The sequence below is a fragment of the Mangrovibacillus sp. Mu-81 genome, assembly GCF_036867415.1.
Classification (GTDB): Bacteria; Bacillota; Bacilli; order Bacillales; family Bacillaceae_B; genus Rossellomorea.
Window position 1 is genome coordinate 281089 of sequence record NZ_JBAJHU010000002.1, and the last position, 15529, is coordinate 296617.

General features: G+C 45.5%; 8 protein-coding genes. 1 reads left to right on the forward strand and 7 read right to left on the reverse strand.

Going from position 1 to position 15529, the window contains the following annotated elements; translation table 11 throughout:
- Positions 1–163 precede the first annotated feature (163 nt).
- The gene (locus V6B33_RS05105) at positions 164–2164 is read right to left on the reverse strand and encodes a penicillin-binding transpeptidase domain-containing protein (RefSeq protein WP_334216669.1); all 2001 of its coding nucleotides are present in this window, start codon (positions 2162–2164) and stop codon (positions 164–166) included.
- A gap of 480 nt (positions 2165–2644) precedes the next feature.
- Between V6B33_RS05105 and trhO the strand changes: the two genes are divergently transcribed.
- Positions 2645–3610 (forward strand): oxygen-dependent tRNA uridine(34) hydroxylase TrhO, encoded by a 966-nt coding sequence (trhO, locus tag V6B33_RS05110; protein ID WP_334216670.1) that lies wholly within the window; start codon positions 2645–2647, stop codon positions 3608–3610.
- 76 nt (positions 3611–3686) lie between these two features.
- Here trhO and V6B33_RS05115 read toward each other — a convergent pair whose 3' ends face one another.
- The 6 genes from V6B33_RS05115 to V6B33_RS05140 form a co-directional block, all read right to left on the reverse strand.
- Positions 3687–5216: an AbgT family transporter gene (locus tag V6B33_RS05115; protein ID WP_334216671.1), complete on the reverse strand. Its 1530-nt coding sequence runs from the start codon at positions 5214–5216 to the stop codon at positions 3687–3689.
- Between the two features lie 571 nt (positions 5217–5787).
- On the reverse strand, positions 5788–7098 hold the full coding sequence (locus V6B33_RS05120) for a hypothetical protein (protein ID WP_334216672.1): 1311 nt from the start codon (positions 7096–7098) through the stop codon (positions 5788–5790).
- A gap of 3 nt (positions 7099–7101) precedes the next feature.
- Complete coding sequence (locus V6B33_RS05125) at positions 7102–8337, reverse strand: M20 family metallo-hydrolase (protein ID WP_334216673.1); 1236 nt, start codon at positions 8335–8337, stop codon at positions 7102–7104.
- Entirely contained in the window at positions 8327–9640 is a 1314-nt protein-coding gene (locus tag V6B33_RS05130; protein WP_334216674.1) for an amidohydrolase, read from the reverse strand. Before V6B33_RS05130 ends, V6B33_RS05125 begins: the two co-directional genes overlap by 11 nt.
- 3 nt (positions 9641–9643) lie before the next feature.
- Positions 9644–10840 (reverse strand): M20 metallopeptidase family protein, encoded by a 1197-nt coding sequence (locus V6B33_RS05135; RefSeq protein WP_334216675.1) that lies wholly within the window; start codon positions 10838–10840, stop codon positions 9644–9646.
- A gap of 162 nt (positions 10841–11002) precedes the next feature.
- Entirely contained in the window at positions 11003–14947 is a 3945-nt protein-coding gene (locus V6B33_RS05140) for a 5'-nucleotidase C-terminal domain-containing protein (RefSeq protein WP_334217061.1), read from the reverse strand.
- Positions 14948–15529: the final 582 nt, after the last annotated feature.

Genomic DNA, 15529 nt, shown 5'->3' on the forward strand with positions numbered 1-15529 from the left:
TCATAGCATAGTTTGGAGGTTGGATGAGCTTTGAGTGGGGTGTAGAAATTACCAGTGGATTTGTTCGTTATCCATAAAACTCCAATAAATCCTCTCTCGCGGTGCACCAACATCAAATAAACCTGCCGGACACCACCCGGCAGGCTAAATTCTTATTCTCTAACTAGTAACTCTGATAAAATTTCTTCGCGACTTGAACCGTATGCGTACTTCCGCCGCGGTCCTCGACTCCTTCTAATAGCATTGCCAGAATGAACTCCGGATTTTTCTGATCGTAGGAAACAAATAATCCATTTTCCTTCCCGGTCGTACCTTGCTCAGCTTTGATCTCGGCCGTTCCGGTTTTACCTGCAATTTCTTTCCCGGCTACCTGGGCTTTACCGGCGATTCCTTCGGTGACAACCTTTCGGAGGTTCGTCCTCATCAACTGCGATTGTTCCGGACTTAACAGATTGTCTTTCCAGGTTCCCTGTTCTTCTTCTTTCAATAAAACGGGCTTCATCATGGTGCCGTCGTTGATAATGCCGCCGTAGGCACTGGCAAGATGGACGACACTCATCAGCACTTCCCCCTGTCCGAAGGCTGAGTCGGCGAGTTGAATTTCCTTAGAAATTTTTCCATCATTAGAGATCTGTGATTTTTCAATCGGATAGGACATCGGGATTTCTTCGCCGAATCCAAAATCTTTTAGACCTTGGATAAAGGTATCGGCACCCATTTCAAGTCCGACACGTGCGAAATAGATGTTATCTGAGAATTTCATGGCGCTTTCGAGATCAACGACACTGTCGTTATCGAACACACGCACGACTTCGTAACCGCCCCATGACTCGTCTTTCTGCCATCTCTTACCCTTGATTTCAAAGGTTTTATTCGGAGCGAGCTTGCCGGATTTCAATCCGACGGCTGCGGTGATTCCCTTCATTGCCGAACCAGGGGAATACGTTTGGTAGAAACGATTACGCAGCGGTTTGTCGGGATTGTTATAGATTTTATCGTACTTATCAGGAGCGATTCCCAGGACAAACTCGTTCGGGTCATAGGAAGGGACGCTGACGAGTGCCAATGCCTCTCCTGTTTCAGGATCGACCGCTGCTGCCGTTCCGACTTCATCTTTCATTTGCTCGTAAAGTTTCTTTTGCATCTCTGCATCTACGGTCAACGTGACGTTTTCACCGTTCTTCACTTCCTGTTCGGCTATCGTCACTTCTTCCCCCGCCTCTTTCGTGAGGTAAATCCGCTGTCCGCTTTGGCCCCGGAGCTTTTCTTCATACACTTCCTCCGCCCCGCTGATGCCAAGCAGGGATTGTGCAGTATACCCTTTATCTTTTAACTTCTCCAGCTTTTCCGCATTGATTTTACCGATATAGCCGGTAAGGTGGGCTGCAGCTTTTCCATATGGATATTGACGTGCTTCCACCCGCTTGGAATAGAGCCCGGGAAGCTCGATGATTTTCAGTGCAAGCGGACGCTCTGAAATCGGAAGCTTCTTGATCGGCACAAAATATTCGGGCTGCACCCAGCTTTGGTTCAATTCTTTCTGGATGGCTTCCGGAGAAACCCCCACCAGTGAGGATAGTTTGTCTAAATCACTATCGTTAAATTCTTTTGGCACGATTCCAATATCAAACGACTCGCCGTTGATGGCCAGTGGATTTTCATTCCGGTCGTAAATCTCACCTCGTTTGGCCGTGATGCTTTCCACCCCGACCTTATCACCTTGTTCCATCTCAGGCAGGATAAATGACGGCTTCCAATCCACATACCAATTTTCTTTATCCTCTTTTTCTTCCTTTGTAAGCGTGATGGTTTCTTCATAAGAAACTTCACCCGCAAGTGTATTCATGGAGATGGTGACAGGAAATTCAGCTTTCTTTTCCTTATCCCATTCCTTTTCTTCCTTAGGCTTCTTGAATTCGACTTTAAGTTCTTTAACAGCCAGATCTTCGTAAATATCGGCTGGTCTTTTCACAGCATCTTCTTTTTTATATGTATCTTTTGCAGAAGATGACAGATACGTCTCATACATCTTTTCAAATTTCTTATCGTTCCATAGATCGACATACTCTTTCAACCGGTCATCCGGCTGTGCCTTTTCCTGACAGCCTGCAACGACAAGTCCCACTATAACCAAGAGACCAAGCATGAAAAATTTCTTCCCCATATGTAGGACAACTCCCTTTATATACTTTTCATTCTCTATTTCTAATTATTTCAAATTCGGGAACCATTTTCAATTTTAATATCTTAATTCTTTACTTTGATTACCCCACCAAAGCTGAAATTTTCAGGAAATCATGTATTCTATAAGAATATTCCTTTTATGATGAAAATAAAGAAAAAGGTTCTGAGCAGCCGGAATACACGAAGACTCCTGCGGGACCAGTGGCCAATTTGAGACCCGCAGGAAGGTACGAGCGAGGAGGCTCACGGGTCACCCGCGGAAAGCGAAGTGTATTCCGGCTGCGGGCTAAATAGCAGTGGTTACCAATTTCCACCTCTTTTTCCTTCCACTCCTCTTACTTCTTTCAGTAAATCTGGTGCATTCCATATAAAATTTGTTATAATATGATGTCGTAAGAGTAATAAGGAAAAGATCCTAAGATTATATCTTGCAAATATAAATCGATAGGTGGAAATGAATATGAGTCACAAACCTTACAGAGTCCTTCTGTACTACAACTATGTAACAATTGAAAACCCCGAGGAAAAGACTGCCCTGCATAAGGAATTATGCCTGGAGCTTGGCCTGATGGGGCGTATCCTGATTTCCTCTGAAGGAATCAACGGAACGTGCTCAGGTACGATTGAGCAGACGGATGCGTATATGGAGGCAATGAAAAATGATCCTCATTTTTCTGATACGGTCTTCAAAATTGACGAAGCAGACGAACATGCTTTCAAGAAATTAAAAGTGAAACACCGTCCGGAACTTGTGACCCTTCGTCTTGAAGATGATGTGGATCCGCATGAAATTACCGGTCAATATTTGGCGCCGAAGGATTTCTTTGAACAAATCCAAAGTGAAGACACGATCCTTCTTGATGCGCGTAATGACTATGAATATGACCTTGGTCATTTCCGCGGAGCGATCAGACCTGATATCCGTAATTTCCGTGACCTTCCGGATTGGGTGCGTGAAAATAAAGAATTACTGGCAGATAAAAAGATCATTACCTACTGCACAGGCGGTATCCGTTGTGAAAAATTCTCAGGCTGGTTATTGAAAGAAGGCTTCGAGGATGTTGCTCAGCTTCATGGAGGAATTGTCACGTATGGACAAGATCCTGAAGTGCAAGGTGATCTATGGGACGGACAGCTTTATGTATTTGATGAGCGCATCGCCGTGCCGGTTAACCAAAAAGAGCATGTCGTAGTAGGGAAAGACTATTATGACGGAGAGCCATGTGAACGCTATGTGAACTGTGCCCACCCGCCATGTAATAAGAAAATTCTATGCTCAGAAGAAAATGAGCATAAATATATGAGAAGCTGTTCTGACGAGTGCCGCAGAAGCAAGGAAAACCGTTACATCATTGAACACGGTTTGACTGAGGAAGAAGTGGCAGAGCGTTTGGCAGTGATTGAGGCTGAAAAGCAAACCGTATAAAGAGGAAAGAACTGGTTCTGAGTGAACCAGTTCTTTTTGTGTTTATCAATAGCTTCTTTTTAATGTGAAAAGAGCCTTACAAATACACACCCACACCAGGACCGAATGGAATTCCCAACAAAGCAAATGCCAATAGCAGGATGATCCAAACAGATAAGAAGGCAATGGTATACGGAAGCATGAGTGAGATGAGTGTCCCGAGCCCTGCCTTTTTATCGTATTCCTTCATGAAAGCGAGTATGACGATGATATATGGGTTCATCGGTGTAATGATATTGGTTGATGAGTCTGCAATTCTGTAGGCAGCCTGTACGAAGGCTGGATTATATCCGAGTGCCGCGAACATCGGGATAAAGATCGGTGCTTCGAGTGCCCATTGTGCAGATCCGCTGAAGATCAATAAATTCAACAATGCGGTCAGAAGTACAAACCCGATGATGGCCGCCAAACCGGTCATGTTGATCGATTCCAGGAAATTGGCTCCGCTCACAGCCACCCATGTCCCGAGGTTGGTCCAGTTGAAATAAGCGATGAACTGGGCAGCAGCAAAGATCAGTACGATATAACCGCCCATATCTTTAATGGCTTCAGTCATGAACTTCGGCACATCGCGGCTCGATTGGATCTTCTTGACCGTCACTCCGTAAGTAACCCCGATCACGATGAAAAAGAAGAGGATGATCGGGATGATCCCATCCAAAAATGTGGAAGGAATCATGCCCCCATCTTCGTTCCTCAATGGTGAATTCGGCCAGGCAATGGCTGCAGCCAAAATGGCGATATACGCCAGGCCTGCGATTGCGGCATTCCGGAGGCCCTTCCCTTCAAGCGGACTTTCCTTTTCCAATGTCTTATCTACGTTCCCCTTATATGTACCTAACCGGGGTTCAATGATTTTCTCAGTTACAAGGGCACCGACAATGGTCAGGATCACGACGGACGCCATCATGAAATACCAGTTATCCACCGGTGTCACGGTCACGTCAAAAGCTTTCGCCGCTTCTGTCGATATCCCCGCCAATAAGGCATCTGTCCCTGTAATGATGAAGTTTGCCGTGAAACCTGCCCCTACACCTGAGAAGCCTGCGGCCAGACCCGCCAGTGGATGTCGACCGATTGTATAGAAGACCATCGCTGCCAGCGGCGGAATGATGACAAAAGCTGCATCAGAGGCTAAGTTCCCCATGATCCCTACCATGATGACAGCATACGTCACCAATCCTTTCGGCGCGTTCAGCACCGTTTTCTTGATGGCTGTTTCCAATAAACCCACTTTCTCCGCGAGTCCAATTCCAAGCATCATGGCCAGAACAAGACCGAGTGGGGCAAATCCGGTAAAGTTGTCCAGCATCGAAGTGAGAATATATTGAAGTCCCTCTCCGGATACCAGACTCTTGATGGCTAATTCTTCTCCATTTTTCGGATGGATGACCGTTACGCCCAGACTGGAAATAAACCAGGAAAACAATACGATAAATAAGGATAAGTACACAAACAGCATGAATGGATCGGGAAGTTTATTCCCTACCTTTTCAATGCCGTTTAAGAAGCGAAGGAGTCCCTTCTGCTTTGGTGGTGAATCAGGTTCTAATCCAGGGTTTGTCATGGTTACACTCCTTTTTGTTTTATTAAGGAATAATTCCTTTTTACTTCCGTTAATAACTATTTCGAGATGAATGCAATAATCCCTTCAATTTTTTTAATATTTATAAGAAAATTTTTAATTTACAGACTTAGGGAAGAAAAAAAGAGGTTGGGACAAAACAAGAAAACAACTATCTAAAGACGAACAATTTCAGTGTTGACTTTAAATACCGCTAATGATTTCCGTGCAAGACTCCGCTTTCCGCGGGTAGCCCGTGAGCCTCCTTTAAATTCGAGGAGGAATTGTCCAGCTGCAGGGCTTAGAGGCACATGACATAAGTCAAATCGACCAAGAAGGCAAAGAACGCATTCGTGGCCGATTCTCCTTATGCCACACGCCTCTGAGCAAAGCCCTTCCGCTTTTCTGATAGGAGTCTGCGTCTTGCACTCCAATCAACCGCTGGAACAAATTAATAAGAGCGACGATCTTTAACAGAACCTATTAAAAAATCCGAACTAATTCAAATTCTAATGAAAGAATTTGAATTAAAGTTCGGATTAACTAAAGCTCATTTGGCCCAGACTACATGTTTCTATTTATCCAATTCAAACCGATAAAGTTTTCTCGGTCGGCCTCTGCCGCCGCCCTGCTCTTCTCCGCAGATTCTTACAATGCCGACTCTTTCTAATTCAGTCAATATTCTGCGGCCGTTTCGTTCTGTACTTTTCAACCAGCGGGATAAATCAACCGATGTCATTTCTTCTTTTTCATAATGCTTGGATAGGGACAAGATTTTTGAAACAGTGGCACCGCTGATATTTGCTTCTTTTAAAAGACCGGCCCACTTTTCATCCCATTTATGCCTGGTGTAGGTGATGGTGGAGGCGGGCAGTATCTCGGTCACGGATCTATCTTCGTTGACGCTGACCACGATGGACGTGTCATGTTTCCTGGCATGCTGGAACGCCAGGCGGACATGATGCTCAGCTTCAAGAACATTGACACCGAATCCGATGCCGATTCGGATATCCAGGTCCACATGCCTTTTTACATCCCCTGTCAGACTTAAGAACACGGACTCTTTCGCATTCAGCTCCAGTTCACCTCTCGTCGTATAAATAAAGAACAGTCCATCTCCAAGCTGTACCATCGACCCGTTCACTTCACGCGCTATCTCTAATAAATCGCGCTTAAGATCCAACTCCTGGTGCTTCATTTTAAACGAGTAATGGGACTCATCCAAGGTTTGGGTCGAATAAATCACTTCGATTCCCACGATGGCAATTTGCGATTTTCGGTACTTGCTTGCCTGCGCACGTTCCATTAAATACTGCAGGATCATCCGGATGGACAAATTGGTCGGAATCACCCGATAACACGGTACACCGGATTCGAGCAATTGTCTCTGCACACTCTGGATACATGTGATGGCAGCCTCTATTTCTCCTTTTTCGTAAAGGGAACGATGGTAGTCCACAAGTTCTTGGGCACTGCGGTATCCTTCATACGGGTAACTGGATACCTTCAGATTCTTAAACGAATGAAATTGGAAGGCAGTTTCAATTTCCTGACGGGATATCGTGTCAATGCTGATTTTATGTAAAAGAGCACCTTCTTTCATTTGAGCTTCCAACAATGCCCCGAAGAAGCTCGAACCGTGCAAAGGTGGAAAGCTTCCTTCCGACTCCTTCACCCAGCCTTTCTTCAAGGCAAAGAAAAATGGGGACTGACCGGAAAAAAACCATTGATCGACCAAGCTTCGGTTTTCCTTTATAATTCCCTCTATTTCATTCACCTCATGATAAGGAAAGGTCAACAAGTCAATATTTTCAAAGGCAGAAGCCACATATTTGATCCGCTCAATGGAATCATCAGGGCCGATCACGCCAATTCTGATTTTCAACAATTAATCACCTGCTTCTTGTTTCAACACTTCAGCTAGAATGTCCACTCCAATAGATAAGTCTTCTAATGAAGTAAATTCGTCCGGATGGTGGCTGATTCCTTTTTCACAAGGAATGAACACTAATGCAGACGGCCACTTGGCAGCCATATTCATGACGTCGTGCCCCGCACCGCTGTCCATTTCGAATGCTTGATAGCCAAGCTGTTCACCAGCATCCCTGACTCTGGCCATCAGTTTGCCGTCCAGTAGAATGGAAGAGTTGTCTACTAGAGTTTCTATTGACATTGTAACATTAAACTCTTCTTCTAAACCTCTGCAAAATGCGATAATTTCATCAGCCATTTTACGTTTCAATTGATCGTCTACCGAACGGATATCGATTCCCGCTCCTGCGTACCCGGGAATGACATTCATGACATTCGGCTTAACGTCCAGTGTGCTGACTGTCGCTACAAGAGGTTTCGATGAAGCGGCCGACAACGCCTCAGCTGTATTTGACACAAATGAGATAAGGGGGGCAAGCGCTGCAAGAGCGTCTCTTCTTTTTCCCATCGGGGTCGTGCCTGTATGGCCGGCCATTCCACCTGCCTTCACCTTCAACCGAATCGGACAGGCCACCCCGCGCACGACACCGAACTTGGCCCCGTGATCCTCGATTTGTGTACCCTGTTCGATATGAAGTTCGATGAATGAAAGAATCTCGTCTTTTGAACGCTCTGCATTCAACATATTCTCCCATTTCAACCCGACAGATTCCACCGCCTGTTTCACGGTGATTCCGTGTCGGTCTTTAACCTCCTGAACAGCAGGCTCAAGGATACCGGAGACACTTTTACTCCCAATCGTAGACACCCCAAAACGCGCGGATTCCTCAGAGGCAAAACAGACAACTTCAATCGATGCTTGCGGCACAAATCCATGTTCCTTCAATTTTTTCACAGCACCAAGGCTGCAAAGAACACCCGCAGCACCGTCATATCCTCCCCCGTTTTCAACGGTATCGAGATGGGAACCCGTCATGACGACGTTCTCGGAAACGCCTTCCCATCTTGCAAAGAGATTCCCTGCTTCATCACGACGGACCTTCAGACCTAGTTCTTCAGAAACTTGTTTGAAGACAGCCATGGCTTCAAGCTCTTCCTCCGAATATCCGAGTCTGGTAAAACCGTCAGGACGTTTCATCGAATCTGTGAGGTTAAGAGATTTCAATGTGCATTCCAGCCATTCATTCATCATAAGACCCTCCCGCTTTAAGAATTAATCGTGCAAAGGCATCAACCGCAATGGTCAGGACATCTTCTTCAAAATCAAACCCTTCGTGATGGTGTCCCTTTTTCAAAGGAGTCCCAAAGATCATGAAGGTCGCTTTACCCCCGTGCCTTTGAACTTCATTGATCATGTAGGTGACATCTTCTGAAGCTTTAAGGGGCACACTTTCATGCACCTCCGTTATGCGGCTGCTTTCTTTACAGACTTCTCTCAGCCACTCAAACCATTCATGATCACAGGCTGCTTCAACCGTATTTCCGACTTTTTCAATGACCACCCCTACATCATACAAATTGGCAGACGCCCTGATAATCCGCTCAGCTTCGTTCAGCATGTATTGATTGAGGTCCCTCGTTTCACCGCGGGTTTCAATTTCCATGTAGGCTTCATCGGCAATAATGTTTCTCCCTGATCCAGCTTCAAGCCTTCCCACGTTGATTCTTGTCGCACCTTCTGAATGTCTTGGGATCGAATAAAGATGAACGCTTGCAGACGCAGCAGCGAGCAGTGCATTCTTTCCTTTCTCCGGTTCAAGCCCTGCATGCGCTGATTTCCCCTTGTATTTCACATTTAGTTTGGAGGAGGCGAGAAAGGAGTGAGTGGCGGCCGCCACAGCCCCTAAGCGGGAATCCCGTATCCCGATATGTCCGCTTGCAAAATAATCGACATCCGCCAACCATCCCTTTTGAACCATGGCGTTTGATCCCCTCCCCCCTTCTTCAGCAGGTTGAAAGAGGAGGGTAAAGGAACCGTTTAAATCATGTTGATAGGCTGATAGAAATTTCGCTACCCCCAGGCCGATTGCTGCGTGACCATCATGACCGCATGCGTGCATGACCCCTTCTTCCCGGGAGCGGAAACCCTGGTTTGCCGGGAAATGACCATCCAAATCATCGGATTCTTTGATCGGAAGTGCATCGATATCAAACCGAAAAGCCATTTTCGGTCCCTGTTTGCCTGTATCGATTGTCGCTGCAAGCCCGGTATGACCGCCTTTCATTTTGACAATCCAGGCTTCTTCCACTCCTTCCCTTCTCGCTCTTTCTTCATGGAGAAGAAGAGTCTCTTCGGATGGGACCCCCATTCTTTCTTCAGACACGAGCGCATCCTTGCCCAGATGAAGGGTGAAACCAAGATTCTGCAATTCTTTTCCGATCAGATAGGTAGTTACATATTCGGTGAAACCCAGTTCAGGTCTTCGATGTAACGTCCTTCTGAATTCGATGAGTTCAGGTGAGAGCTCTTTGAGAAACGCTTCAAGCCGTGACATCTTTCATCTCTCCTTTCTTTCCAGTTCGCTCAAGGAATCAAGAGCAAGTTGAACCATTAGTTTGACACCTTCAGGCAAGGCATCTTCATTCAGCTTAAAATGTGGATCATGCAATGGAAATTGCTGCTCTGTCTCCCGGACAGAAGTACCCAGCCAGTAAAATGCGCCGGGGTACCGCTGTAAGAACCGGGAGAAATCTTCCCCTCCAAGAGATGGAGAAACCTCGGGCACAGAATCTTCACCCAATACCTTTTCAGCAGAGGACCGAACCAGCTCCGACCATTCAGGAGTATTCACTGTCGCCGGGTATCCATCTGAATAGTCCACTTGCACATCTGCCCCAAAGCTCCTTTCAACCCCTTCAATGATCGTATGAAATCTGCTTTTCACCATCTCTTTCACTTCTTTTCTGAACGTCCGGATCGTCCCTTCAAGTGTTACCTGATCTGCGATGACATTATAGCGGTAACCTCCCTCGATTTTCCCAATTGTCAGGACAGCCGAGTCCAATGGATCTGTATTTCTGCTTACGATCGTTTGCAGTTGAGTAATCAGATTGCTGGCGATGATAATCGCATCATTTGACTGATGAGGCATACTCGCATGACCTCCGGAACCCTTTATCGTAATCTTAAAGCGGTCAGATGCCCCCATGATTTCATTTGGTAAAACGCCGACTTTTCCCACAGGCAGATCCGGCCATACATGCTGGCCGAAAATCACATCCGGCTTAAATTCGTCAAAGACACCATCTTCCATCATCTGCAGTGATCCGCCTGTCGGAGCATCTTCTTCCGAAGGCTGGAACACGAGGAGAACGGTACCTGAAAGCTCGGATTTCATCTGCTCCAGCACCTTTCCAGCTGCAATCAGCATGGCCGTATGTGCATCATGTCCGCATGCGTGCATTTTGCCTTCTGTTGACGATTTAAACGCAAGGTCACTATCTTCCTGAATGGGCAGGGCATCTATATCCGCCCTTAACGCCACGGTCCCGCCAGGTTTGTCTCCTTGAATAATCCCTAACACACCTGTCTTTGCATAACCGGTCTTGAAAGGGATTCCCGCTTCTGATAATTGCTGTTGAATAAATGAAGACGTTTCAAATTCTTCTCCGCTTAATTCCGGATGCCGGTGAAGATGCCGCCTCGTCTCGATCACTTTATTCTCTACTGATTTCACAAGCTGTTCTAAAGTCATTTCAACGAACTCCTTTTTCTGTCGATTGCTCATTTAAGGAAATATTCCTTAATGATTCCGTTAATAGATATATTCGTGATAACATTTGAAAATCCTACATGAATTGAAAAATATTCAACAAAAAAAACCAGATCCCCTCATTAAAAGGATCTGGATTCTTTATTAGTTACCTTTCTTTTTACCTTTACCTGAATTCCCAGGAATTTCAGGACCTTCTTCACTCATGAAGAACCATTTTCCTTTGGATTTAACCCATCCATTCTTGTCCTCTTCATTAGGTCTCAGCCATTTCGCATTCGAATTGGCTCCTCCGAATTTAAGAGTCCCGTCTTCATTCAAGTGATACTTCTTGCCGTTCCACTTGATTTTGCCTGTTTCCATTTCACCATTGTCATTATAGAAGTACCAGTTGCCATCTGTATATACCCATCCAGTTAAAACAGGCTCTTCCGCCTGTGCTTCTTGAACGATTCTTCCTTCAACCTGAGGTGAAACAGGACTGTTTAGATTCAAATAATCCGTAAATACTTCAAAGTCCACCAGGAACAAGTCGGTTTGACGGCCTTCCTCTTTCGCCTGTTTGAACATATCATAACCGTCTCCGCCATTCGCCGTAAATGCGTTGGTCGCTACACGGTATGTCTGTTCCGGATCGATATCCCTGAAACCGTCAGCCGTGTTCACTTCGACAGACCATACTCTCTCTCCGACCGGTTTGTTTACATCATATTTAAAGTGAATACCGGATACCTGCAGGAATTCACCCGGTGCATCTTCACCTTCCACACGTGACACACTGTGCTCAAGGGCATCCAGGATCTCTTGCCCTGTCAGATCAAGAGTGACAAGCTGATTGCCGAATGGCATCGTTGTCAGCACTTCACCAAGGGTGATTTCCCCGGCGTCGATTGATGCGCGGATTCCCCCGCCATTTGTAAGTCCGATATATGTTTCGACAAACTCATTGGCTTTCGCAACCATTCCGTCTGCGATCAGGTTACCCAGGTTGGTTTCTTGTCTGCGGACGTCATTACGCTCACCATTAAGCGCGACTTCCGTTGATCCCACTACTTCGCTTTTCAGTTCCTCAAGCGGAGCTTTATATTCCTGTACTTTCGCAAGAGCTTCAGGATCTTCTTCGTAATTTGCTAAATCAAGTACTTCACCTATATGGCTTGTGACAACCCCTTCAGAGTTGAACGTCACATCCAATAACCCAAGGAGATTCAAGTACTCCCCGGCCTGCACGATCAGGGTCGGTTCTTCTTTGTCGATCACGACCGGCTCTTCAAGAACCGTATGGGAGTGACCTCCAACGATGATGTCCAGGCCGTCCACTGCTTCAGCCAGCTCCAGATCATTCGAATAACCCAGGTGGGAAAGCGCGATGATTTTATTTACGCCTTCTTCTTTCAGCATATTGATCGTAGCAGTTGAACTTTCAACTGCGTCTTCAAAGACAACATTCTCTCCCGGACTGGAAATAAATGCTGTATCCGGAGTTGTCAGTCCAAAGATTCCCACTTTTTCACCATCTACTTCTTTGATCATGGCAGGGTAAATGTTCCCGCCTTCTCCCGGCTTGCCAATTTCATTTTTCACTAATGGTTCAAGATCAGCATCACCTGTCACCGTCACGTTTGATGATACCATCGGGAAGTTCATTTCTTTGATAAAATTAGCAAGTGTTTCTGAATCTTTATCGAACTCATGGTTGCCCAATGTCATTGAATCGAAACCAAGTTCGTTCATGAACCACAAATCAGCTAATCCTTCATATTGACGGAAGTAAAGTGTACCTGAAAATACGTCTCCAGCGTCTAAAAGAAGAGAATTCTCTTTTTCAGCACGGATCTCGTTCACTGCCGTGAATAAACGAGGATATCCTTCAACATGGGCATGTGAGTCATTTGTGTGCATGATAGAAAGATTAAAGTCTTCGTTGGTATGTTCTTCTGCAAAATCAAGCTGTGCAACCAATGCATCATGATCGCTCGCACGGCCGTGTTCTTCCATATAAGGAGAATTGAAGTTCACGATGTCAAACTCAGCGCCTGCAGCCAGTTGGTTGGATACAAGCATATGATCAAGAACCTGCGCGTTCCCTTGATAGGTGTACGTATATCTTTCGTTTTCAGGAAGTGTTTCAACAAGATTTGTTAAAACGTCTCCTTTAAGAGTTTGCAGCGGGTTGGAGAATTCAAAATCATTCAGGTCTCCCATCACCACAACGTTCGCCTCTTCATTCTTTTCATGAATGTCAGATACAAACGAGTTTACGATTTGGGCGATTTCCAGACGCTGCGCCTCGCTTCCCAGTACTGGAGGTTGATTTTTACCGAATAACGGCTCGTCCCCTCCTTTTGAATTGAAGTGGTTGTTGATTACAATCACTTCTTCTCCGTTAAAGTCGAATTCGGCTGCAAGCGGTTTGCGGCTGTCATCGAAAGCCGGATTCGTCGGATCGATTCTTCCCGGGTTTACCGTTAGTGAACCGTCTTCATATGCAACAGCAGTAGTTGCATCACCCTTTTGAGCTTCTGCAAGAGTCACCCGTTCAGGATTGTAAAGGTAACCGACACGGATATTCCCGCCCGGCACGCCGCCATCCTGCTTATCTTGCGGTGCAATCTCGGTCCACGCATAGGTTGGACCTCCAAAGCTTGCAACAGCATCGCTCAATGCTTTGTAGTTAGCATCTGCTTTTACAGTGCCGTCATCTGTCGTTCCGCTTTCATCAAGCACTTCCACAAGCCCGATGATGTCAGGGGAATTCAGGTTCTCCACCATCGATTTGGCAAGCTTATCACGCTTATCCGTGTCAGCAGCTGCGAAGTTTTCAATGTTGTATGCAGCAATGGATAATTCCTCATTATCTTTTTCAATTGTTGTCACTTCCGGAGTGAATTCTCTTTCATTTAACTCTGGAAGTTCTGCCTCATTGACTAAAATCTTGAAGTTGCTGTAACCGTAGCTGACAACGCCATTAACGGTTCCGTTAAATTGATCGCCCGTTTTCGCAACATAGTCGCGGTTATCCAGCAATAAGAACATTCTTTCAGGGTTCTGATTATCTTTAGTCAATAGTGGAGCGCCTTCTTTTGTGTAGGCTTTCCCATCGACTTTCTCAGTAATGACTGGAAGTTCACCGTACTTTTGAGGACCTGTGATCATCGGACTCTCAAGTGCGACGCGCATCCCTTCCAGACTTTCATAAAAATCGATTCCATCCTGTTCAGGATCGAATTCACTGAATTGATCGTTGTCGATCACGTCCGTCGGTGGTGTAACATCTTCCCCGATGACAAGTGCTTCAGGAAGGTCATTGCCGCTTGAATCGACAATGACATTACCGTATTGAGCATTGATTTCAGTCATCGCCAGGTCTGTCTGTAATTTCTCGTCGTAACCATCAAGCACCCATTCCTTGACCTGACCGTCGACCTTTACATGGTCACCGGCCTGCACACCGTGAGAAGGCTTGTACACCAGCAGTGCCTCGGAAGTCTCAGGATTCTCATCCGGATTGGGGTCCTGCATGTAGAAGTTGCTTGCATCCTCTACATGTGTGACGATCCCTTCCACTTCTTTTACTTTTTCAGAAGCATAAGGGGATGTATGACTTTCACCCTGGATGTCATGGATACTCAATCCTTCAATGCCTTCGTACGGAGTCGGTTCCTCAGGCTCCTCGCCTTCGAAGGTCATGGCTGTCGCATTTTTCAAACCAGGTACAGTAAAATATGCCGTTAAGTCTCCGGTTATCGTTACTTTTTTACCAATGATATCAGGATTAGTCTGGAGACCAAATGCCGGGCGGAATACACTCGGAATCTGTACTGGGAGTATTTTAGCAGGGTCTGTTTCATCCACGCTGTCAGCAATAGCTAAGTTATAGTCATTGCCAAAAGGGGCTTCAAAATTATAACTGTCGGTCGCCTTTGTATGACCAACAATATAACCACTTACTGTTCCGGTTCCCTCATTATTCTCAATTGCTTCCTGAACCGTTAAGGTATCATTTGCAGATGCAATCGAGCCGACAGGCAGGATATACCCGGCAAGCAAGGCGAAAATCGTTGTCAAAATGAACAACTGCTTTTTCATGATTTTCAAACTGGTTCCTCCTCTTTCTTTGTTTAACAGTAAATTTGGCACAGTCAAAATGCAAACGCTTACATAAGATTTCACTTCTCTCCGCGAAAACCCATCCTTTTCCCCAAAAGGACCTTTCCCGGATATTTACTTTATCCTATGAAAACACCTCCACGAATTATTTCCATTAACCGCTTAGTATGTAGAATTTTGACTAAGCTTCCTTTTAAATATAGCATCTTTCCGTCGAATTTTAAGATATTTTCAATTATTTTACAAAATCAGAACTTTTGACTTATGATTGTAATATTTCTAGGGTAATTAGACCTAAATAGTTTGTGTAAATTGTAAATCTGCATTCAACCTTAGTTTAAATGAGGTTGGGATATAACTTAATAACTCTACTTTTAAATTCGAACAATATCTGGATTAATCATACTTTTTACTCTGTTAGAACCGCTGTTGATCTCCGCTCAAGACTTCGCTTTCCGCGGGTAGCCGGTGAGCCTTCTCGTCACAAACACCTGCGGATCAGAAAAGTGGATGCTGCTCACTCAGAGACTAATGTCTCGAGCCTCTAGCCGCCGGTACTGG